Consider the following 24,574-nt stretch of genomic DNA (forward strand, 5'->3'; position numbering starts at 1 on the left):
ATGAATACAAATATTGTTACTATACTCGCGGGTTTAGCGCGTACTCGATCTCAAGATATTGCCTATCAGTATTTTTACGATGAGGCACTACCAAGTAAAACCATTTCCTACCAAGAATTGCATACACGTGCAGCATCCATTGCTGAGGTATTGAGTGAATATTTTGAGCCGGGTGACAGAGCATTATTACTATACAACTCCGGATTTGAATTTATAGAAGCATTTTTTGGATGTTTATACGCTGGGATCATTGCGATACCGGTTTATCCTCCTAAGAAGAATCAAAACGTTGATCGTCTGCGTGCCATCATTGAAGACGCAGGTGCCAAAGGCGCGCTCACCAGTGAAAAAATCGATGAAATCGCCAAGCCATTGCTTAATGCTGAACCAAGCCTAGCGAAGTTAGCGCTATTTACTACTGATGACATTGCACTTAAATCGACTACTCAACAGTGGCCTCGTGCAGACATTCATGGTGGGCAATTGGCATTTTTACAATATACCTCAGGCTCGACGGGCACACCCAAAGGCGTAATGGTAACCCATGACAATATTCTTGATAATCAGGCGCTCATGAAAGAAGCGTTTGGTCATGATAACAACTCGTCGGTCGTAAGTTGGTTGCCTCATTTCCATGATATGGGACTCATTTTTGGCATTATGCACCCAATTTACATCGGTGCGACAGCCGCGCTGATGAACCCGGCTTATTTCCTGCAAAAACCACTGCGTTGGTTAAAGCTGCTTTCCCAAACCAAAGCTTTAACGTCAAGTGCGCCAAACTTTGCCTACGATCTGTGTGTGGACACTGTTAAAGACGAAGATCTTAAAGACTTAGATTTGTCCCATTGGCGCTCGGCATTAAATGGCGCAGAACCAGTGCGTGCCAGCACGTTAGAGCGTTTCTATCAAAAGTTTAAAGTGTGTGGCTTACAAAGAGAGAGTATCGCACCTTGTTACGGCATGGCAGAAACCACCTTATTTGCAACTGGTGGACGTCTTCTAGAAAAGCCAAGGATATTACGTATTGATGCGACCAAGCTACAGCAGGGTAAAGCCGAACGAGTCGCAGATGAAGATACAGTAGATGCGTTTTATGCGTTAGATGTGGCTGATGAACAGCAGCCTTATTACGCCGTATCTTCTGGTGTGAGTTGGGGCGAGCATAACATTGCGATTGTTAACCCAGAGTCTTTTGAAGCCCGCGATGATGGTGAAACCGGAGAGATTTGGGTAACTGGCCCAAGTGTAGCAAAAGGGTATTGGAATAACCCAGCGGCAACTGAGGCGACATTTCATGCCAGAATTAAAGGTGCTGACCAACGGGATTATCTGCGTACTGGTGATTTAGGCTTTATCCAGCGTGGGGAATTGTTCGTGACAGGACGCGCCAAAGACGTACTTATCTTCCGTGGTAAAAACTACTACCCGCAAGATATAGAGCTGACGGTGACAGAAGCAAGTGACAGCTTAGAACAAAATGGCGGCGCTGCGTTTTCGGTCGCCGCTAATGGCGATGAAGAACGTTTGGTGATAGTACAACAAGTAAAGCGTACCGCGCTTAGGAGGTTAAGTGCTGAGCAGGTACTGCAGCAGATCACCGCAGCGATCGTTGAGCACCACGGCATTACGCCTTATGACATCGTATTGATAAAACCCGGTCGCATTCATAAAACATCGAGCGGTAAAATTCAGCGCCAAGAGAACAAGCGTAGTTACCTAGCTGGTAACTTTGAAGCAATTGCGCGTGCCCAAGAAGCTGCTGTGCTACAGCAAGCTGAGGCGCCATCGTCCTCATCGTCACTACAACAAATTCAGCGGTTATTACGAGAGTTAGTCGCACAAGAAATAGATAAGCCCGCGCATAGTTTGGATATCGACGCGCCATTCTTAGCATTAGGTGTAGATTCGATGAAAGCGGTGCGGATCTCAGGGGAGTTAATGGAAGTACACCAGCTAGACCTTGAGCCTACGGTACTTTACGAATATCCTTCAATTCGAGAACTCGCCCAGTATTTAAGTCAGTTTAGTACGTTTGCTCAAGCTCTAGGGCAGACAGAGCTTAACAAGTCGAAAGGTGCCACTGAGCAAGCGAATAAGACGCAAGCCTCTTGCCAAATTGCACATATTGCGGATACAGATATTGCCGTGATTGGCATGGCCTGTCGTTATCCTTCAGCAAATGGATTAGAGGCATTTTGGCAGCTGTTATGTCAGCAAGGCGATGGGATCACCACGCCAGATCCTAAGCGCCAGCAGCTTTGCCCGAATCTCGAAGCCGACCGACTCGGTGGCTATTTAGAGAATGTCGATGAGTTTGATGCTGCATTATTCGGGATCTCGCCACTCGAAGCTAAGCATATCGACCCACAACATAGGTTACTGCTTCAAACGACTTATCACGCCATACAACATGCCGGTTACCAACCCGCCACGCTCGCTGGTAGCGATATTGGCGTGTATGTTGGTATATCACAAAATGACTACTTTTTATTGTCGCAACAACAGCAAAAAAGTACCGCGTATTTAGGTACAGGCACAGCACTGAGCATTGCTGCAAACCGTATTTCTTTTAGCTTTAATTTTACCGGCCCAAGTGTGGCAATTGATTCTGCGTGCTCGTCATCGCTGGTGGCGCTTCATCATGCAATTCAGGCACTAAGAAATAGAGAAACAAACGCGGCATTGGTGGCGGGCGTTAACCTTATTCTGAGCGATGATGTGACTAAGGCCTGTGAAAATGCACAGATGTTAGCAGCAGATGGTCATTGCAAAACCTTTTCACAGACAGCGGATGGCTATGTGCGAAGTGAAGGAGTTGGGGTGGTGATGCTAAAGCCGCTACAACAAGCCATGGCAGACAACGACCCGATTGTTGGTGTACTCAAAGGCAGTGCAATTAATCAAGACGGCCGTAGCAATGGTATTACCGCGCCAAATAGTGCCGCGCAACAGGCTGTGATCAATGCCGCCCTTGATAATGCCAAGATGCAGGCGAAAGATATCCACTATGTGGAAACCCATGGCACGGGTACGGAGCTTGGCGATCCTATCGAGATCACAGCATTAAACCGCACGTATGGAGAGCACCATAGTCGTCATAATCCGGTTATTCTCGGTGCGGTAAAAGCGAATATTGGTCACCTTGAGTCCGGTGCGGGTATTGCTGGGCTTATCAAAACACTACTGTGTTTACAGCATGGGCAAATTCCAGCGCAGCGTTATAGTGAGGTGTTAAACCCGCATATTCCATGGCAAAAGCTTCCGTTCATTGTGCCGCAAAGCACGCAGGCATGGCCTGTACAACAAGGGGAAATAAGAGCTGCTGGATTAAGCTCTTTTGGCTTTGGTGGTACTAATGCCCATGTGATCTGCGCACAAGCGCCTGCGCCTAAACCCTATACGCGAGCTGAAGTAACACCGCCTTCGTGTTATCTATTGCCTCTGGCTGCTAAATCAAAAGCGGCATTGCAACAACTCGCAGGTCACTATAGTGAGCGATTGTCGAGTTTGACTCCTCAAGCATTTGATGACTTCTGCGCACAAAATGCCGAGCAAGTGCCGCTTAAAGGTGTGCATAAAACGTTTAGTAGTGTGAGTAGAGAGGCACTTATTGCGCAACTGAATAGCCCTATTATTGCTGAACAGTTCTCGGCAAACACTCCACCAGAAGTCGCGTTTTTGTTCACCGGACAAGGTTCGCAATACCCCTTGATGGCTCGGTCTTTATATCAACACCATGCAGTGTTTCGCGGGCACTTAGATGACATTGACAATCTAGTTGGCGAGCGCTTTGGTGCCCGCCTGTTGGATGTGTTATTCGATGAAAAGTATAGTGAATTACTGGCACAAACACGTTGGACGCAAGTGAGCTTGTTTGCCGTCGAATATAGTGTGGCAAACTTATTGATACATTTTGGGGTAAAGCCATCTCAGCTGCTCAGTCATAGCGTTGGTGAGTATGCAGCGGCTTGTATTGCGGGTGTGTTCTCGCTTCGTGATGGCGTTGAGTTGATTGCAGCGCGTGGTCAACTAATGCATGAATTACCGATAAAAGGCAGCATGATCGCCGCAAGATGTGATGAAGTAGCCGCACGTAATTGCTTGAACGAGATTCAGGGGCAAGTGGTTATCTCAGCCTTTCATGGTGAGGCTGGGGTGGTATTCTCCGGTGCTGAGGAAGCAATCTCAGCCCTCAGTGACGTACTTGCAGCACAGCAAATTAAAGTAAAAGCGCTGCATACGGCAAACGCTTTCCATTCTCCACTGATGAACCCCATGCTAGACGCCTTTAGGAAAGTCGCTGAACAGGTTAGCTTTCAACAGCCTAAATTGCCTTTTGTTTCATCCATGACGGGGCAAGTAGAGACCGCACGCATTGCAACAGCTGAGTATTGGGTTGAACAAATTATGGCACCGGTTCGCTTTGTTGACTGTGTAACCGAGCTTGAGTCACTAGAGCATGGCTTAGCGATTGAGCTTGGTCCCAAACCTATTTTGAGTGGCTTAATACAAGAAAACAGTAATAACAAAGCGCTCAATTATGCCCATGTATTGCACCCCAAAGGCGATGACTGCATGAGGTTCGCCGAGTGTTTAGGCACATACCTCGATTTAGGCGGGGCGCTCGAGTGGCAACTGGTGTATGGCAATCGCCCGAGCGCTAGAGTGAGTTTGCCGCAATACCCATTTGATTGCAGCTCATACTGGATTTTTGGTACTGAACAATCACAGCCCGAAGCTCTGACAGTGGTAGAAGCGAGTGACCGTGATGCACAAATTCGCAGCTTTGTGCTCAATACTCTAGCGGGACTCTTGTCGATGCCCGCTGATGCTATCCAAACCAACCTCCCGTTGCTAGAAATGGGGGTTGATTCGTTGATGATCATGCAGGCTGTTAGAGTATATGAGCGGGAATTCGGTTTAGAGTTTAGTGTTCGCCAATTTTATCAAGAACTCAGCGATGTCGATAAGTTGGTGGCCTATATTCAACGCCATAGTGACTATCTCAAAACGCCGCAGGGTTCACAACAAGCTGGCAGTTTGCCATCACCTGTATCGGTTGCGACGGATACGCCAAAAGGTAGCGCTGTAGAGGCTGACAGCCATACTCTCGTTGCCATTTGTCAGGCGCAATTACAGGCGGCAAGCACAGTGACCAACGCTGAAGCAAGAGCTGCGTTAGAGGCCGTGGTGGGGCAGCAGTTACGCCATATTCAGGGCGTAAAAATTGAAAGTAGTGCAGTCACCACAACAGCAACTGTGGTGTCAAAAGCCCAGCTGAGCAGCGCTCAATCAGTATTACCAGGCGCACAGCAAAAACAAGTGCAGCGTGCCAATAGCAGCCCAGCTATACGCCAACATCTTGCTGCATTGAGTGACTCTTACATTGCGAAAACGCACAGTTCAAAAGCGCTAGTGAGCGAATATCGCGCACGCCTAGCGGACTGCCGTGCGTCGGCGGGTTTTAGACTGTCGAGCAAAGAGCTACTTTATCCGGTGTTCTCTAAGCGCTGTGAGGGCGCATATATCTGGGATATTGATGATAATCGCTATATTGATATCACCATGGACTTTGGTACTAACTTATTTGGTCATAATCCTGACTTTATCAAAGCTGCACTGGCGCAGCAGCTTGAAGCGGGTATGCAACTGGGGCTTGCAAGTCCTGATGCGCCAGAGGTCGCCGCACTTATCTGTGAGCTGACTGGGCTTGAGCGGGCATCGTTTTGTAACTCTGGTACAGAGGCCGTAATGACAGCGCTACGCCTAGCAAGAACAGTGACCAAGCGCGATAAAATTGTTCAGTTCTCAGGTGCTTACCATGGTCACTATGATGGTACTTTAGCAACTGAGTCGCCAGAGCAAGGCGTAGAGGCAATGTGTGCTGGAGTGCGCTACGGCGCAATCGCCGATAACCTTGTCTTACCTTATGGTGATGATGAAGCGCTTGAGATCATTACCCGAGAGGCGCAACATATTGCCGCGGTGATTGTTGAGCCGGTACAAAGCCGTCATCCTGAAAATCAGCCTTGGGCGTTTTTACGTAAACTTCGTACGCTCACTGAAGCACATGGTATTGCCCTCATTTTTGATGAAATGATCACTGGCTTTAGAGCACATCCTGGTGGCGTTCAAGGTTTGCTTGGTATTAAGGCCGATATGGCAACCTATGGCAAAATCGTCGGTGGAGGTATGCCTATCGGTGTGGTCGCAGGGGCCGCTACCTACCTTGATGCCATTGACGGAGGAAATTGGCAATACGGAGATGACTCTTACCCTTTGACCGATACCACGTTCTTTGCCGGAACTTTTTGTAAACACCCAATGACTATGGCAAGCGCCAAAGCGGTGTTGCAAGCGATTAAATCGCAAGGTCCAGCGTTACAACAAGGGATCAACGACAAAACCGCGGCATTTAAAGCACATCTCAATGCGTTTTTTGAAACCCATGATGTACCCATTCGAATAGAAGCGTTTGCCTCATTATTCCGTTTTCGCTTTTCGCAAAATCTTGATGTGTTCTTTTATGAAATGCTAGAGCGCGGTGTGTTTATCTGGGAAGGGCGTAACTGCTTTTTCAGCGCCGCCCATACAGATGAAGACATTGCAGCAGTGATAAACGCGGTTGAAGCCAGTGTACTTAGCTTAAAACGTGCGGGTTATTTTGGTGAAGCGAGCCAAAGTGATGACGATGCTGCATTTCCACTTAGCCTTAGCCAGCAACAACTATTAGCGATGGCGTTGACCTCAAGCGAAGGGGCGAGTGCATATCAATTGCAAGCGACGGTAAAACTCTCTGGTAAGCTCGAGTTAGCGCGGCTGCAACAAGCCGTTACCACGCTCTGCCGCGACTTCCCAATCTTGCGTTTTGGTGTTGATAGTGAGCGCTTAATGCAATATTGCCGAGTGGAAAAAGCCGAGCTACATGTTGAATCATGGAGCGAAGACGGCCAAGCAGCATTACACGCGCGGTTATCTGCACTACGTTATCAACCGTTTGACTTTGCAAAAGACCCACTTTGTAGAGTGACATTGTTGAGTGATGGCAAAGCGCAGCACTATCTAAGTGTGGTGGCCCATCATGTGATCTGCGATGGGCTGTCACTACAAATGGCGTTAGCAGCAATTGCTGAGCGCTACAATCAAAATGTAAAACAAAATGAGACGGCAAGTCGAGCAGTTTCCTTTAGCCACTACGTTGATAGCTTGCAGGCATATTCACATTCACCGGAAGCTGCCAAAAACCAAGCTTTTTGGCACCAGTGCTTAGCCAGTTCAACTCCGCTTGAGCTGCCAAAATCAACGATGGTGAGTGCGGCTTCATTCCAAGTTAATCAACTTACATTACCCATTTCATCGAATGCAATCCGAAATACTGAGATCCTTGCCCAGTCTTTACGCTGTGGGCAATTTGCAACCATGCTTGCACTGTATTGCTTGTGGTTACACAAGTTAAGCGGCCAGACGGTAATAAGTGTCGGTGTGCCGGTATCCGATAGGCAACGACTGGCATCACAGTTTGAGCCTGAGTTGCTCGACCGAGCGTTACTGGGCTATTGCACCAATATCTTACCCATTGTGGTTGATATAGCAGGCCTTAGCACTATCGGTGAGCTGGTACAGCGGGTGCAAAATATTTTACTTGATGCCTTTGAACATCAAACTCATCCATATGCAAGCCTTGCTGATGACCAGCTTATTCTACCTAGTACCTTGTTTAATCTAGATAAAGTTACCACTTTGCCGAGCTTTAACGGGCTGCAAGTTGAGGTGCAACCAAGTGTCGCTAAATTTGGCCAATTTGAACTGACGACAAATATGACCTGTATTGCGGGGCAGTGGTCACTGTTAGTGGAATATCACACTGCGCAATTTGATACTGAATTAATGACTCAGTATGTGGCTAAGTTTGTCCATTTGCTGTCGCAAGTTCAGAGTAGTACACCGATAGGGGCTCAAAATGAGCTGATGCAAAGTAGCGATGATGTGTATCGATTGGTTGAGTTGCCACTGCAACAAGAAAAATCGGTCAAAGTCGCGACGAGTTTCATTGAAACGTGGCAGCACAATGTGTCGCGTTGCAGCAAGCGGACAGCATTGGTAACGGATGATGTGAGTCTCAGTTATGAAGCGCTAGATGCGCGTGTTAACCAGCTCGCTCACTACTTGATGAAGCAGCAGGTAACGCCCAATAGTATCGTGGCAGTGGCATTACCTCGCAGGGCGGAACTGTTGATAGCACTTATGGCAGTAATGAAAGTAGGGGCGGCATTTTTACCACTTGATCTTACCTTTCCTGACGAGCGCATCGCGCATATTTTGCATGATGCCAAAGTGAGAGTTGTGCTGTGTGATGCCACCGGTGCGGAGTCTGCGTTATTCAATCATGGTGGTTTAAAGCGAGTCTGTATGGATAGCGATGCGGAAGAAATTGTCAAAAGTGCGACTCGTAGCCCAAGCTTACTAATTCAAGCTCAGCAGCGAGCGTACGTGATTTATACCTCTGGTTCTACGGGGTTACCCAAAGGCGTTGAGGTCAATCACGGGGCATTTGCTAATTTGCTTGCATCTATGTGTCGCGAGCCGGGGCTGGTGGCAGATGACCGCTTATTGGCTATCACCACGGTGGCATTTGATATTGCCTTGCTAGAATTGTTTGGGCCATTACTGGTTGGTGCGTCTGTGGTGCTGGCAAGTGATGAAAGTATTAGCGACCCAGCTGTGCTTGGCGCGCTTATCGAGCAGCAACAGGTAACTGTGATGCAGGCAACGCCAACGTTATGGCAATTACTGCTAAATGCAGCGCCAGCATGTACCTCTGGCATAAAAGTGTGGAGTGGCGGTGAGCCTTTACCTCAGGCACTAGCCGAGCAGCTACTCAGCAACAGTAAAGCGCTTTATAACTTATACGGGCCAACCGAAACCACGATTTGGTCGGCGGTGGCACATATCGATAATGCCGAAGAGGTAACCATTGGTAAAGCGATACAAAATACCAGCTTATTCGTGCTCCCAACCGAGGGTCATGGTGAAGGGTTACCTTTACCCGATGGCGTATGGGGCGAGTTATACATTGGTGGCAGTGGTGTTGCTATGGGCTATTTACATCAAGCAGAGCTGACCCAGCAGCGCTTTATCAATCATCAATTTAGCACCTCAATTAGCCGCCGTTTATACAAAACGGGAGACAAAGCGAGGCGTTTAGCTGATGGTCGCTTTGAAGTAAAAGGGCGCTTAGATAACCAAATTAAGCTCCATGGTCACCGCATAGAGCTTGGTGATATTAGCCATCACTTGGGGCGGATACTCAATAGCGGTGAAGTCGATGTTTGTGTGCAAACACTAGCAACAGGCTCTTGTCTATGTGGGTATATCGTTGATGATGGTGAGCTATCTACCGAGTGGTCTTCACCTCGGTTGCGCCAAGCGCTTGGTGAGTGGTTACCAAGTTACATGGTGCCTGAGCATTTTGTCTGGTTAAGTCAGTGGCCGATGACGCCAAATGGTAAGCGCGACCGAAAAGTACTGCCAAAGCCAGTGGCAGAAAAAGCCTCAGAAATATGCACCTTGGCTCCCCGCACTGAAACAGAAAAACAGCTGCACCAGCACTATATCTCGCTACTCCCTGTTGAGCAGTTGGGCGTCACAGCACGTTTTGTGGATAGCGGCGGCAATTCGGTGATTGGTATGCAGTTGGTATCGAGACTCAACCAAGCTTTCAATATTAAATTGACCATTGGCGACATCTTTGAGCATGCCTGTATTGCAGAGCTTGCCGAATGTATAGAAGCGCTGAAACAAGCCCATGATGCCATGGCGCTGGAAGCGCAAACTCCAAATGTAGAAAAAGTCAGTGATATTGTGAGCGATCGTGATTTGAGCGCTGCACTGAGTGATAAATCCATGACGGAGATGGACTTGTAATGATGGATAACTCTGCAATAAAACAGTGGTTAGATGAGCTTGATCGTCAACAGATTTATGTTTATTTACAGCAGGATAAATTAAAACTTAGAACACCGCTTGGGCAGGTGCCTGAGGGTATTCTGGATAAGATAAAGACGCACAAAACTACGCTTATCACCTACCTTCAGGGGCAACAAAAGCAATCTACCGCGCTATCTGCTGCGCAGCAAAGAATGTGGTTTATTGATAAGTATGAAGGAGGCACCGCGGCATACAATATGGCTGGGCTCGTTAAATTATCGCAGCCATTTTTAGTCACGGACATTGAACAAGCCTTGAACCGCTTGGTAGCTAAGCACGATATTTTAAGAGCAAGGTTTACCACGGTTGAAGGGAAGGTGGTTCAGCAAATTGAACCTGCTGAGGCGATGAAAATTACGGTGATGAGCGTTAATGAGGACGCGCTGCCCAATCAGCTGCCTGAGTCGATTAAACAGGCTGTGGGGTATCAGTTTGATCTTGCTAGTGAGTCGTTACTACAAGTGACGGCATTAGTGCGCAACTCTCACACCGCTTGTCGCTGGTTACTAATAAATATGCACCATATTATTAGCGATGGTTGGAGCGTGACTGTATTTATCAACGCACTGCTGTATGAGCTAACAGAGATGTGTGTTGAGCTTCCCGATTTACAGTATGTTGACTATGTGCACTGGGAGCAGCAATTAAGACAATCCCCAGACTATCAACAGCAATTGGCCTATTGGACTGAGCAGTTAGAGGCATTTACACCGTTTGAATTACCCACCAGCTATCCAAGAAAAAAAGAAAAGCAGTACCAAGGTGGCACAGTTCGTTGTTCGTTTAACGCAGAACAAATACAACGATTAGATAAAGCTTGCCACAGCGATGGCGTAACACATTTTACCGTCTTGCTTGGGGTGTTCTACATCTTGCTTTATCGTTACAGTGAGCAAGCTGATATTACCTTAGGGGTGCCGGTTGCAAACCGTCAGCAAAGTGAGTTTGAGGCTATGCTTGGCTGCTTTATTAATACCTTGCCATTGCGAATGCAGATAAACGGTGAACACTCCATGAGTGAGGCGATTAAGGCACTACAAGGTCAAGTGTTGCAAGGGCTTAGTAATCAAAACGCTGCCGTGGAAGACATCATTGAAGCGCTAGAGCTACCCAAATCCGCAGCGCATTCCGCCTTGTTCCAAGTGTTATTTAACTACAATGGTGTGGCCAGTAATAAGGTGTCGGTAAATAACCAATTAGAAGCCGAGTTAATTGCCCTAGATAATGGCACTGCGAAATTTGACTTAACCCTATCTGTTGATGATACAGATGATGCCTTTGTGTGTGACTTTGTTTATGCAACAGGGCTTTATAAGCATGTGCTTATTCAGCAATTTGCCGATGATTATTTGGCACTCGTCCAGTGCTACTGTGCTAAAGAAACGCTGCCGATTGACGACTTGGTGCTCAAATCAACGAACGTACCGACAAAGGCGGCGGATATTAATCACAACATCAACCAGCCGGCGCTGGTGCTACAAGCAATCAGAAATATAGCGCAAACTCAAGGTGATGCGATTGCAGTGGTTGTGCCAAGTACCAATGGCGAAGCATCACGCACCCTGACGTATCAGCAGTTGTATGCCCAAAGTTTGCAAATTGCCAACAACTTAGATGTTCCAGCGTCAATCATTGCGCTGATAACTACGGGTGATATGAGTGACATTGTCACTATGCTTGGCGTAATGCAAAGTGGCCGCGCGTATCTACCTATTGATGGCAATATGCCCACTGCAAGAGCGCTACAAATGCTAGGGCAAGCTGAGTGTAATACGGTGGTAGTAAGTGTCGAAACGCCTCTTTGCCAAGCGCTACATGAAGCTGACATCCAGGTTATTAAATATAGTGAGCTGAACCAAAACAAAGGAGCGCCGCAGCAAACTTATTCACCAAGTTTTGATGATAGCGCGTATGTGTTGTTTACTTCTGGCTCCACTGGTGTGCCCAAAGGGGTTGAGATCAGCCATGGCGCGCTGAGCCACTATTGCAGCAGTATTGCGGCGAGATTGAGTTACAACCAAGATACGCGAGCGGGCGTGGTCACAGGACTTGCCACAGACTTATGCTTAACGGCTGTGTATCCGGTGCTTACTCATGGCGGCACTGTGGTGCTGACTCTTGCAAACCAAGCCCCAGAACCTGCCCTAATCGCAGCCAAGTTAGTGGCTGAGCAAGTTAATTTGATTAAATTAACCCCTTCTTTTGCCGCGGTGCTTTTGCCTCAATTTGCTGAGCAAAAGCCCGCTATTTCGCAGTGGGTGTTAGGTGGAGAAGCATTAGGTGAGCAGCTTGTTGATAGCATTCGCGCGCTGACGCCCGCGGCGCGTATTTTCAACCATTATGGTCCGACGGAGGCTTGTGTTGGAGTGATTTGTCATGAAGTGACAGACAGCAAGCTAACCGGCCACAGTTACCCAATCGGCACGCCTTTGGCACATGTTACCACTTGTGTACTCAACAAACAGGGGAAGCTAACACCCGCAGGCATGCCCGGTGAGCTCTATATTGGCGGGCCGAGCCTCGCCAAAGGGTATATAAATGCGCCTTCAGAGACCGCAACTCAGTTTACAAGTAGCTTGCAACATAGTACCCAATGCACCCGTTTTTATCGCAGTGGTGATAGCGTTAGGCTGAATGCGAGCGGCGAGCTTGAATTTCTCGGTCGAATTGACAAACAAGCGAAAATTCGCGGTTACCGCGTTGACCTTAATGAAATAGAAGCTGCACTAGTAGCGCTTGATGAGGTATCGCAGGCAGCAGTCGTGGTGCGCAAGCTCGGCAAACAAGATGCCTTGGTTGCTTTTGTGGTAAGTGTTGATAGCAGCCAGTGCGCCGCAACTAATCTGCGCGAGGCGATCCGTCAAGGCTTGAAGCGTCGCTTGCCTGAGCCGATGATCCCAAGCTGGATAGAGCTTTGCCAACACTTACCCACCCTGAGTAATGGCAAGTCAGACCGCCAACAATTACAGTCTTTGGCATTAACTTCTCAAAGCCAAAGTAGTGAGGTGACAAGTGCGTTGCAGCGACAGTTAATTGCGCTCTATCAAACCTTAACAGGCGCACCAGAAGTGAGGCTGCACGATAGCTTTTTCAGCATTGGTGGTCACTCTTTATTGGCAATGCAATTGCTCAATGAGCTAAGAGCTCAGCTCTCAGTGGAGGTGAGCTTAAAGCAAGTATTTGCCAATCCGAGCGTATTTGAACTAAGTGAGATGTTGGCTAACTCTCAGTCGCAGTCGTCTTTACCAAGTCTACAGCCTGCGCCATCACAGCCCAATTATCCTTTGTCATTTGCACAGCGGCGCTTATGGTTTGTTGATCAACTGCAAGGACACAGCAACCAATATAATCTCCAGGGCATATTCCAATTAACAGGTAAGCTGAATGCTGAGGCCTTAGAGCAAGCCTTTATGACTGTGATTAAGCAACATCCGGTCTTGGCGTTTAATTACCATCAAAATGCGCAAGGAGAGCCATATCAAAGCGTTAATCTTGATGCTCGATTTGCCTTGGTTAAGCACGACTGGACTGATAAATCCGCTGAGCAACAAGCGCATGCGTTAGAGCAGGCTATCGCAGAAGATTACGCAACCAGCTTCGATTTAAGCCGTGATTTGATGCTACGCGCCAGTCTTTATCAGCAGCAAGCCACGCAGGCTACCCTTGTGATCACCTTACATCATATCGCAGCCGATGGTTGGTCTATTGCCTGTTTGAGCGAAGCGTTAGAACAGGCATACAAAGCCGCGCTCAGTGGCGACACCCCAACATTGCAAGAGGTGCATTATGTTGATTATGTAATGTGGCAACAGCAGCTGGAGCAGAGTTCGCTATGGCAACAGGAGCTCGATTATTGGCGTATGCAATTACAAGGTCTGCCCAAGGGGCATGAACTACCGCTTGATTACCGCAGAGAAGCAACAACTTCTGCGCGCGGCGCGTTAGTGATTGAGCCCATACCTGCAGCGCTGGTCAGTGCGCTTCGAGCGTATCAAACTCGCTCAGGGCAAACCTTATTTGTGTTACTGCAAACGCTATTTTCCTTGTGGTTAAGCCGCTTTTCTCAACAGCGCGACGTGGTTGTCGGGACGCCGGTATCAGGGCGTCACCTTAAAGCATTTGAAAATATGATTGGTAACTTTATCAATACCTTAGTGCTTAGGAGCAAGTGGAGCGAAGACACCACCTTTACCCAAGCGCTACAGCAAACTCAAGGCTTACTAAACGACGCGTTGCAACACCAACATATTCCCTTCGATGTGTTAGTGGATGAGCTAGACATTGAACGCTCAAGCACTCAACATCCGCTGCATCAAATCGTATTTCGGGTAAATAATCAGGTAAATGAAAACCTTACGCTAGAACAATTGGAAGTGACGCCTTGCCAAAGTAAAGTACGCGGTGCCAAACTAGATTTGGAAGTTGCAGTGATAGACGAGGGGGATGTACTCACCGTTGAATGGCTTTATGACAGTAACTTGTGGCAAGAAGCGAGTGTAGTTAGTTTCCATCAGCAGTTTTGTTATGTGTTATCGCAATGCCTTGCAGAGCCAAATGTCCCGTTGTCAGCATTGTCATTGTGGCCCGCTGAGCAGCAGTTAGCGTTATTAAAACAGCAGCAAAGTGTTGCAGTAGAAGTGACAGAGCAACAGCCATGGGTGGCTCAGTTTAGTCAAGCAGCTCTTCAGGCTCCACTACAGACTGCGGTGCGCATGGGGGAGTTCTCTTGTAGTTATCTCACCTTAGAAAAATGCGCGAATCAACTTGCTAATAGCTTATTAGAAATGGCATTTGCCGAGCAAAGTCGCATTGCTATTTTACTGCCACCTTCCAGTTACATGGTGGCTGCGGTGCTGGCAATATTAAAAGCGCGCCATATCTATGTGCCCATTCATCATGACACGCCAACCGATACCTTAGCCTACATCATGAATGATGCAGACATCGTATTGACGCTGGCACTAAGTGAAGATGCCGAGCGCTTGATTGAAGCCGGGAGTGACTTTTTGTTGCTTGATGATTTGTTTGAAGCCGAGGGGAATTTTGCGTTTTACGATACCAGTTTGTTGGTAGATGAAGACGCTGCTGCATTTAAAGAGGCCGAGCTTGCTTATGTTATTTATACCTCAGGTTCAACTGGGCAGCCAAAAGGGGTGCCCATTAGTCATAGCAACCTCAATAATTATCTGCGTTTTGCGTCTCAGCATTACCTGCCACAATCCGGCGATATAACCAAAGCTGTACTTAGTACACCGCTGGCGTTTGATGCGACGGTGACCGCCTTAGTGCCTATTTTAATGCGAGGCGGAGAGCTTGAGCTGCTTCCCTCGGGGGCTGAATTGTTGCCTGCATTACATGAACAGATTTTTGCCGCGACGGAAGCTAAATTATTCAAGTTAACACCAGCTCACTTACGCGCGGTATTGGCATTAAGTGACGCACAAACTTATAGCAATATTGCTCACCGATTTGTGGTTGGCGGTGAAGGGTTGAGCGCAGCCTTGGTTGATAAGCTGATGGATAAGCTCCCTAATGCTCAGTGGATAAACGAATATGGCCCAACTGAGGCAACAGTCGGCTGTAGTATCTATGCTGTAAGCCGTGAGTCGCGCCACTTGTTAGCGGGCCACGAAGAAGTGCCTATTGGTCATGCTATTGATAATATGACCCTTGCAGTGGTCGACGAGTTTGGCCAGCTGGCTTTACCTAATATGCCCGGAGAGCTTTGGCTTGCGGGAGATGGGGTGTGTGAAGGCTATATTAATCTCGCGAGTGTGACGCAAACACGCTTTGTTGAGCAAGCGGTGCCTGCGTCTGGTATTTCAAGCATGCGTTGGTATCGCAGTGGCGACAAGGCAAAGTGGCAGGCGAATGCGCGCGCAGAGGCTGACTACCTTTGTTATTTGGGGCGGTTAGATGAGCAAGTAAAACTGCGCGGCTACCGTATTTCTCTTGTGGCAATCGCCCATCAAATCGACGCGTTGGCGCAAGTAAAAAGCTGCGCTGTGAGTATTGATGAAGCGCAAGAAAGCTTAGTGGCTCATGTGGTTTTAAATGGTGATGCTAAGCTCACACTTGTGCAGTTGCGCCAAGCTTTATCGCAGTCACTGCCCAGTTACATGTTACCTGCCGCGCTGGATGTCGTTGCTGATATTCCGCTGACTGCAAACGCAAAAGTAGACAAGCAAGCATTACAGTTAGCCTATCAGGCACAGGCGAAAAGCCAAGAGGTCGCCGAGGTAATTGATGGATCTAAGCTCACAGACATACAACGTTATTTACTTGAGTTATATCGTGAGCTGCTACCGAGCCAAGTACTGAGTATTAACGACAGTTTCTTTGACTTAGGCGGGCATTCGCTGCTGGCCATTAAAGTGATCAGCCGAGTGCGCAGTGAGCAGCGGCGAGATATCACCTTACCACAACTCTTTGATGCACCGAGTATTGCAGCGTTTGCTGAAGTGATAACCGCAAGTTCGATGATTGCGCACAGCAATACCATTGAGCCGGTATCAAGAGCCCAAGCGTTACCCCTTTCTTTTGCTCAGCAGCGTTTATGGTTAATCGACCAGTTACATGAGCAAAGTCTGCAATACCATATGCCAGCGAGCTATTGGTGTGAAGGAGTCTTAGATATTGACGCTTTAACACAAGCGTTAAGCGCGATTGTTGCACGTCATGAAGTGCTCCGTACGGTCATCGTTCCTGCAAGTGGTGAGCACGGTGCTGTGCAGCAGGTTCGTGATCAAGTAGCCTGTCCTGTGGAATTAGTGGATTTGTCTGGGCTGAATAACGCAGAGCAACAGCTGCGTTGGCAAACATTGCTGCAACAATCACTCAGCAAGCCTTTTGATTTATGCCAAGACACTATGCTGCGCGTGATCTGTGTACAGTTTAGTCACAACCAATTTGGACTTTTGTTTAACATGCACCACATTGCCAGCGATGGTTGGTCAATGGCGCTGCTGGCGAAAGAATTTGTGGCGTTTTATCGGCACTTTAGTGAAACGCCAGCGTACCCCTTGCCAGAGCAATACGCTAAACCACTAGCGGTGCAGTATGCAGACTTTGCCTACTGGCAGCAAAAACAGCAAGATAGCTATCAGGCGGATCTTGCCTATTGGCAAACTCAGTTGCAGCAGTGTCCTGTTGTTCATGAATTACCGCTGGACTTTGAGCGACCACAAGTTCAGTCCCTAGATGGTGAGTGTATTCGCCATACCCTTACGACGTCGCAAGTTGAGGCGATAAAAGCGCATTGCCAAGCACAAGGGGTCACCTTGTATATGTGGCTGCAAAGTGCCTTTTCGCTGTTGATGCTTCGTCTTAGTCAAACGCAGGATATTGTCATTGGCTCGCCCATTGCCGGACGTGAGGTAAAAGAGTTAGAGGGATTACTGGGTTGCTTTGTGAATACCTTAGCTATTCGCACTCGCAAAGTGGGGTCGCCTTCATTTAACGATTGGCTAAGTGAGCAAAAGCAGGTGATTTTAGCGGCGTTTGCTCATCAGAGTTTACCCTTTGAACAACTTGTTGATGCCATTAATCCTCCGCGCAGCTTAGCGCATTCACCCGTGTTACAAATACTCTTTGCACTACAAAATAACGAACAAAGTGACTTCGAGCTACCTCATCTTAAAATCGAGCAACAGCTTGATCTTAATCCTGCAATGAAGTTCGATTTAGAAGTCAATGCACAAGAGTCGGGCAGTGAGATTGCGGTGCAGTGGAATTATGCCAAAGCTTTGTTTAAACACACCAGCGTGCAGGCGATGGTTGATGCTTTTGTAACCTTAATTGATGCTGCGCTCACAAGCCCTGAGCAAAGCGTAAATACCTTGCCATTAGTCGATAGCAAAACACTCAGCGAGCTAACGTCTGCCACGCAAGCACAGCCGCAATCTCCTTGGTTTATCAGCGATAAAATACAACATTTTGCTCAGCATAGTGCACAGCAAAATGCTGTACGAGATATGGCTGGCAAGCGGTTAAGTTTTGGCGAATTGGAGCTACATAGTAACAAGCTAGCGCGTTATTTGATTGAGCAAGGCGTAACAGCAAAGTCGCAGGTAGCAATAAGCTTAGCGCCAAGCTGTGAGCAAGTTGTGGCACTGTTGGCAATCTTAAAAGTTGGGGCTGTGTATGTGCCGCTTGACCCCAATGCACCGAGTCAGCGTCAGCACTATATATTGCGTGACAGTGAAGCGACTTGCCTTATCACCACCTCAGCGCTACTTCCAAACAGCACAGATCTCAGCTGCCGAGTGATGCTAATAGACACCGAGCAGGATTGGCAGAACATGCCTGTAGAGGCGCTTGCGCCATTAAGCGATATTGATGCGCCAGCTTATATGATTTATACCTCAGGCACCACGGGGCAACCCAAAGGCGTGATGATAAGCCATCGAAACTTGCACCTTTATCTTGAGCACGTGAGCCGCAGTTATGTCAAAAGCGATTTACATGAGAGTGTTGTCAGCACACCTTTAGCATTTGATGCGACAGTAACGAGCTTATGGGGCGCGCTGATTAATGGTCTTGGCGTTGTATTGTTAAGCGATGGCGGGCAGTTAATCACAGAGCTAAGTGAATGTTTAGCGCGCGAAGAAGCGCTGTTGTTTAAGTTGACACCAGCCCATTTGCAAGGCGTGCTGGCACGATTACAACCAAGCAATGCAGCGCACCACATTGTGGTGGGGGGAGAAGCCCTATCTAGCAGCGTGGTGGCTCAAGTTGGAGCACTGGTGCCACATGCTCATTTTTACAACGAATATGGTCCAACAGAAGCAACGGTTGGATGCTGTGTGTATCGCTGTAGTGGCCAAGATGCGGTTGCGCTTGCACAGCGATCACAGCGCTTTGTGCCAATTGGTAACGCCATTCAAGGCACTGATTTGGTGGTATTGGATCAGCATCAACAGCCTGTGCCTATGGGCATGCCCGGTGAGCTATACATCGCAGGCGATAATGTGGCTCAGGCGTATTTTGGGTTGCCTGAACTCAGCGCCAGTAGATTCGTGTCATTGTCTTTGATGAATAACTCGCAGCGTTATTATCAGACGGGGGATCAAGTGCGCTGGCTGCTAGATGAACAGGGCTGCCCTTGCGTGCTGCAGTTTATTGGTCGTCGAGACAATCAAGTTAAGCTGCGTGGTTATCGCATTGAGCTTGATGAGATCGCAGCTCAGCTTGAGCAACTAGATGTAGTGCAACAGGCACATGTGTTACTCAACGAAAGTAAAGATAATTTACTGGCCTGTGTGGTGCTAACGACGCCATCGCACAGTGATGCCATCTGTGAGCTTGAACAAGCGCTACAGACTCAGGTTTTAACCTCGTTAGCAGAGGTCCTGCCAAGTTATATGTTGCCTTACAAACTGTATGTATTGACTGCTATGCCGCTTACCAATAACGGCAAAGTAGACGCAGGAGCACTTGCACAACTGGTGCAGTCGCAACAGACGCAAGCGCTTACAGCACCTTTAGCTCCTATGACCGAGCTACAAACGCTACTGGCAGAAGTTTTTGCTCAAGTGCTCAATACTCAAGTTCGAGATATTAACAGTAACTTCTTTGAATTAGGGGGGCACTCTTTATCAGCAAGCCAAGCGGTTGCCTTAATTGAACAAGCGCTTGAGGTGCCCATTACCTTAAAAGTATTGTTCGAGCGGCCAAGTGTTCGTGCACTTGCAACTTGGTGTGAGATCCATCGAGCAGCCAAAGCAGCGGACGAAAACGGTCAGTCTGAGGAGATGTTTTTGTGATGAATGAACAGCAAAGACAGATAGAGGCATTGATCGCAGAAGCATTAGCAGCTGGCGTGACCTTGTATGAAAAAAACGGTGGCTTGGCATTTAAGCAAACCGCTGGGTTTCCTCCCCAGTTAAAACAGCAAGTAGTTGAATATAAATCAGAGATCATTGCCTACTTTCAGCAGCAAAGCCGTGATATGGCGAAATCTTCACCGCACATTATCGCGCAGCCAAATGCGGGGAAGGACTTACCGCTGAGCTTTGCACAAGAGGGGCTTTGGTTTATAGAGCAGTTGCAAGGCAGCAAGCAGTATTATATGCCCGCCGAGTTTTTGTTACGCGGCGAGCTTAATATTCCCGCAATGCGCAACGCTGTGCAAGATGTGGTGCTACGCCACGACATACTGCGCGCTAGGTTTGTAAAAAAAGAACAAGATGGCCAACCCCAGCTGCAAATAACGGATGATATTAGTGCGCCGTTCGAGTGGCTTGATGCCAGTGTAGCTGCTGAGGAAACAAGGCAAGCCTACATTGCTTCGCGCATCGCAGCACATCAAAACAAGCCTTTTGACTTGGCTCATGATTGTTTGCTTCGCGTGCTGGTGGTAAGTAATGGCGATGAGCATCACCTTGCTTTTAATATGCACCATATTGTCTCTGACGGGGCGTCAATGGCGCTACTTGCACAAGAGATAGAGGCTGGCTATTGCAAACACCTAGGCGCACCGTATACACCGCTTCCACCCATTCAGGTGCAATATAGCGATTTTAGCCAGTGGCAGCGAGCACAGCTAACACCAGAGCGTATCGAAGCACCACTGGCGCAACTAAAACAGCAATTTAGCGAATTAGCGCCGTTGCAGTCATTGCCTTGCGATTTTGTCCGTCCTGCGGTGCAGTCGTTAACGGGGAAAGTATATCGCCAAGCGCTTGATACGTCGTTATTTGCGGCGATCTCGACACAGGCGAAGTCGCTCCAGCTCACACCCTTTATGTGGCTACTCAATACCTTTATGTTGTTTATCGCAAGGCTTACGCAATCGCAGCAGGTAGTTGTAGGCACGCCAGAGCTTGGCCGTCATCATCCTGAATTAACACCGTTAATTGGCTTGTTCGTTAACACCTTAGTGATGCAAGCAAAGCTTGAAAGTGATATGCCATTTAGTCAATGGTTGCAGCAACAAAAAGACCTCAACTTAGCGGCGTTTGAATACCGCGATATTCCTTTTGATAAAGTGGTTGAAGCGATTGGCGCTCCACGAGATTTAAGCCACCACCCGCTAGTACAAATATTATTTACACTGGAAATCCGTGATGAGCGTGCTTTTACGCTTCCGGGATTATCGGTTCAAGAAGTGCAAAAAAAGCAGGCGGACAGCATCCCTGTAAAATGCGACTTAGAACTCAATGCGGTGATTGATGAGCAGGCACTTTATTTACATTGGAAGTTTGATAGCCATCTTTACACTGAAGAGACCATCAAACATTGGGCAAATTGCTTTCACACGCTGCTTCAAGCTTGTGTTACTGCCCCTCATACCGCAATTGGTGAACTTGCGTTACTGAACCAAAAACAGCAGCAAGCTTTAATAACGGGCGCGCAATGCCAAGGAGCAATTTGGCCTAAGCAAGACACCATCACCAGTTTATTCATGCGCTACGCCGAGCGCTTTGCCACACGCACTGCCGTGCAAGATAGCACGACTGTGCTGAGTTATCGTGAGCTCAATGATCGAGTCAATGCGCTGGCGATAATGCTGTTACAGAAAGGCGTCACGCCACGAACCATGTTGGTGGTGAGTGTATCGCGCAGCGTTGAGATGATAGTGACCTTGCTGGCAGTGCTTAGAGTTGGTGCTGCCTACGTGCCAGTAGATCCCGACTACCCGCAAGAACGCATTGAGTATATTCTGGGAGACGTGCAAAGCCCATGGCTGCTTTGTGACAACGCTACACAGGCACAGTTTAGTCAGCTTTCATACCAGCTAATTAATGTGTCACAGGCAGACCATCAGGCCAGCCGCGAAGCCCTCAAGCAGCTTGATGCTATTCAGATTGAGCCGCAAGACTTGGCGTATATGATCTATACCTCTGGCACCACAGGGAGACCAAAAGGCGTACAAATTGAGCATCGTCATGTGGTGCGCTTACTTCATGTAGAGCCCAACTTATTCGATTTTAATGAGCAAGATGTTTGGACCTTGTTTCATTCCTTCTGCTTTGATTTCTCTGTGTGGGAGATGTATGGCGCGTTACTCTTTGGTGGTCATCTTGTGGTTGTGGATAAAGCGACTGCGCAAGACACCCAAGCTTTTGCTCAGCTGTTGGTTGATGCCCAGGTTACGGTCTTAAATCAAACACCAAGTGCGTTTTACGCGCTACAAGCCACGCTACTCAACGACAGTCAACTGGCGAGTGAATGTGCAGCGCGGTACGTAATTTTTGGTGGTGAAGCGCTACAGCCGAGTAAGCTACACCCTTGGGCACAGCAGTTACCAAATTGCCAGTTAATCAATATGTATGGCATTACCGAAACCACGGTACATGTTACGTTTAAAGCGCTGGAACCTGCGGATCTGACGCTTGGCACCAGTAATATAGGTCGTGCTATTCCGACCACCAGCTGCTATGTACTTGATGACAAGCAAAGGCTCTTGCCGCAAGGTGCCGTGGGCGAGTTGTACGTAGGGGGAGAGGGGGTTTGTCGGGGGTATTGGCAACGTGACGAGTTAAACGCGACACGCTTTATTCAAAACCCATTTAGTGCAGCACCCGATCAGCGGCTATATCGCTCGGGAGATCTTGTTCGGCTAATGGCCAGCGGTGAGCTGAGCTATGTTGGTCGAATTGACGACCAAGTAAAAGTTCGGGGTTATCGTATTGAATTAGGCGAAATTGAAAACCAGTTGCGCCATCATCCCGAAGTGGCTGAGGTCACTGTGCTGTTAAATCGGCAAGACCCAGAAAATGTCTGGATTTGCGCCTTTGTGGTGTTACACAAACAGGTCGAGTTCGATGACATCACGTTAGTCATGCAGCAGTTTTTAAAACAAAATTTACCCGACCATATGTTGCCTGCCAAAGTGCAAGCGGTGGCAGCTATGCCACTGACCAGCAATGGCAAAGTCGATAAAAAAGCACTACTGCAGCAACTTGATACAAGCGTTAACGAAAACACTTATGAAGCACCGATTGGCGAGCTTGAAACCCAACTTGCAAGCTATTTTGCTGAGATCTTGCAGTGCGAATCAGTTGGTCGCTATGACGACTTTTTTAGACTCGGCGGGCACTCACTACTTGCTGCAAAACTGGCAAATCATATTCGCAAAACGCTGCAAATTGAGTTACCGCTGCAAACGATTTTTACGTACCCTACGGTGCAAGGTTTAGCGACAGCACTTGAAAAGCAAGACACGCAGCTAAGTACAATTGCTGTGGTAGATAAAACCAATGGTGTGGTGCTGTCTTTTGCTCAGCAGCGTTTGTGGACATTAGATCAAATGCAGCAGGGCAGCCAGCAATATCAAATTCAAGCGTTATTGGCGTTTTCAGGAAAGCTTGATCTGAGCGCATTCGAGCAAAGTTGGCAAAAGGTGCTGTCACGGCATCAGGTGTTGCACTCGGCTATTACCAACACCAACGGTCAGCCTAAACAGTACCTTGTGGCTTTGCCTGAGCATTTTGTTACGCTCATTGACGTCTCCACACAATCGCCGCTGTGGCAAAACTTGCTTTGGCAGCGCGCAGTACGAGACGACCAAGCACAGTGCTTTGATCTTAGTAAAGATCTAATGATCCGCGCAACTCTGGTTCGATTTTCATCAGGCTACCATCGCCTTATTGTCAACATGCACCACATTGCTAGTGATGCTCGCTCCATTGAAGTATTAATGCGAGAGCTTACGCAATTTTATGCCCATTGCGCCCAAGGCTGTGAACTTGCCCGTGACTTGATTACGCCACCTGAGGTGCAATACGCGGATTATGCTCATTGGCATCGAGCACAGTGTCAAGGCGCGCAGCAAAGTGCAGACATGAAATTTTGGTCAGCGCACCTTGTTGGTGCGCCACCACTGCATCAATTACCGCTCGATACGCCGCGTGGGCAGGCCATGAATAATAGCGCGCAAGCATTTAATCAGCAGCTAAGCGCAGAGACATGGCAACAGCTACAACAGCATTGCCAGCGCTTGGCAATAACCCCATTTATCTGGTTGCATAGCGCGTATGCGCTGATGCTCGCCAAGTTTAGCCAAGTGGATGATATTGTGATTGGTGCGCCATTTTCAGGGCGGCATCACCCACACGTGGAGCAGTTGATTGGCTTTTTTGTTAATGCCTTGCCTATTCGCGTGAGGGTCGATTGGCAGCAGAATTTCAGCCAACTACTCGATATACAAAAAGAGCAGATTGAACAAGTACATCAACATCAATCTTTGCCCTTTGAGCAGCTCATTGACCATCTTGGTGTTGGCCGAGAGCTGAGTCATCAAAGTGTTTTTCAGTTGAGTTTTGCGTTTAATCCAGAGCCACAGCACACACCAGAGTTTGTAGGCCTTAGCACGGAAGTTTTAACGTCGAAAAACATGCGTGCCAAGTTTGATCTTGAGCTCAGTGCAACAGTAAGTGGGCAAGGGTTGCGATTGCACTGGCTATACAACAGTGGACTATTTGAAAAAGAAACGGTGGCTAGCATTGCTGAGTGTTTTAACCTTGTGATCGCGCAGTTACTCACGCAGCCTGAGTGCCCGCTTGCGGACATAAAACTTTGCAAGGAGCAGCCGCTAGCGGATTATGCGATTTCAGGCAACTCAGCGCCGGAACACTTTGAG

The 24,574-nt window shown here is 48.0% G+C and carries 3 protein-coding genes (1 of these 3 cut by a window edge); all 3 read left to right on the plus strand.

Going from position 1 to position 24,574, the window contains the following annotated elements:
* Tightly spaced (each overlapping or abutting the next), the 3 genes in view from EAG18_RS03390 to EAG18_RS03400 form a layout consistent with a single transcriptional unit that may run on beyond the window.
* Window positions 1–9,927 carry a non-ribosomal peptide synthetase/type I polyketide synthase gene (locus tag EAG18_RS03390; protein WP_125251000.1) on the plus strand — a complete coding sequence of 3,309 codons (9,927 nt, stop codon included), beginning with the start codon at window positions 1–3 and terminating at the stop codon, window positions 9,925–9,927.
* On the plus strand, window positions 9,927–19,754 hold the full coding sequence (locus tag EAG18_RS03395) for a non-ribosomal peptide synthetase (RefSeq protein ID WP_125251001.1): 9,828 nt from the start codon (window positions 9,927–9,929) through the stop codon (window positions 19,752–19,754). The genes EAG18_RS03390 and EAG18_RS03395 overlap by 1 nt, the downstream gene beginning before the upstream one ends.
* On the plus strand, window positions 19,754–24,574 hold the 5' end (the start) of the coding sequence (locus tag EAG18_RS03400; protein ID WP_125251100.1) for a non-ribosomal peptide synthetase. Its footprint extends 7,236 nt past the window's final position; only the first 4,821 of its 12,057 coding nucleotides appear in the window; it begins with the start codon at window positions 19,754–19,756; its stop codon lies beyond the right edge, outside the window. The genes EAG18_RS03395 and EAG18_RS03400 overlap by 1 nt, the downstream gene beginning before the upstream one ends.

Origin of the sequence: Pseudoalteromonas sp. J010 (assembly GCF_003934235.1) — a bacterium.
Lineage (GTDB): Bacteria > Pseudomonadota > Gammaproteobacteria > Enterobacterales > Alteromonadaceae > Pseudoalteromonas > Pseudoalteromonas peptidolytica.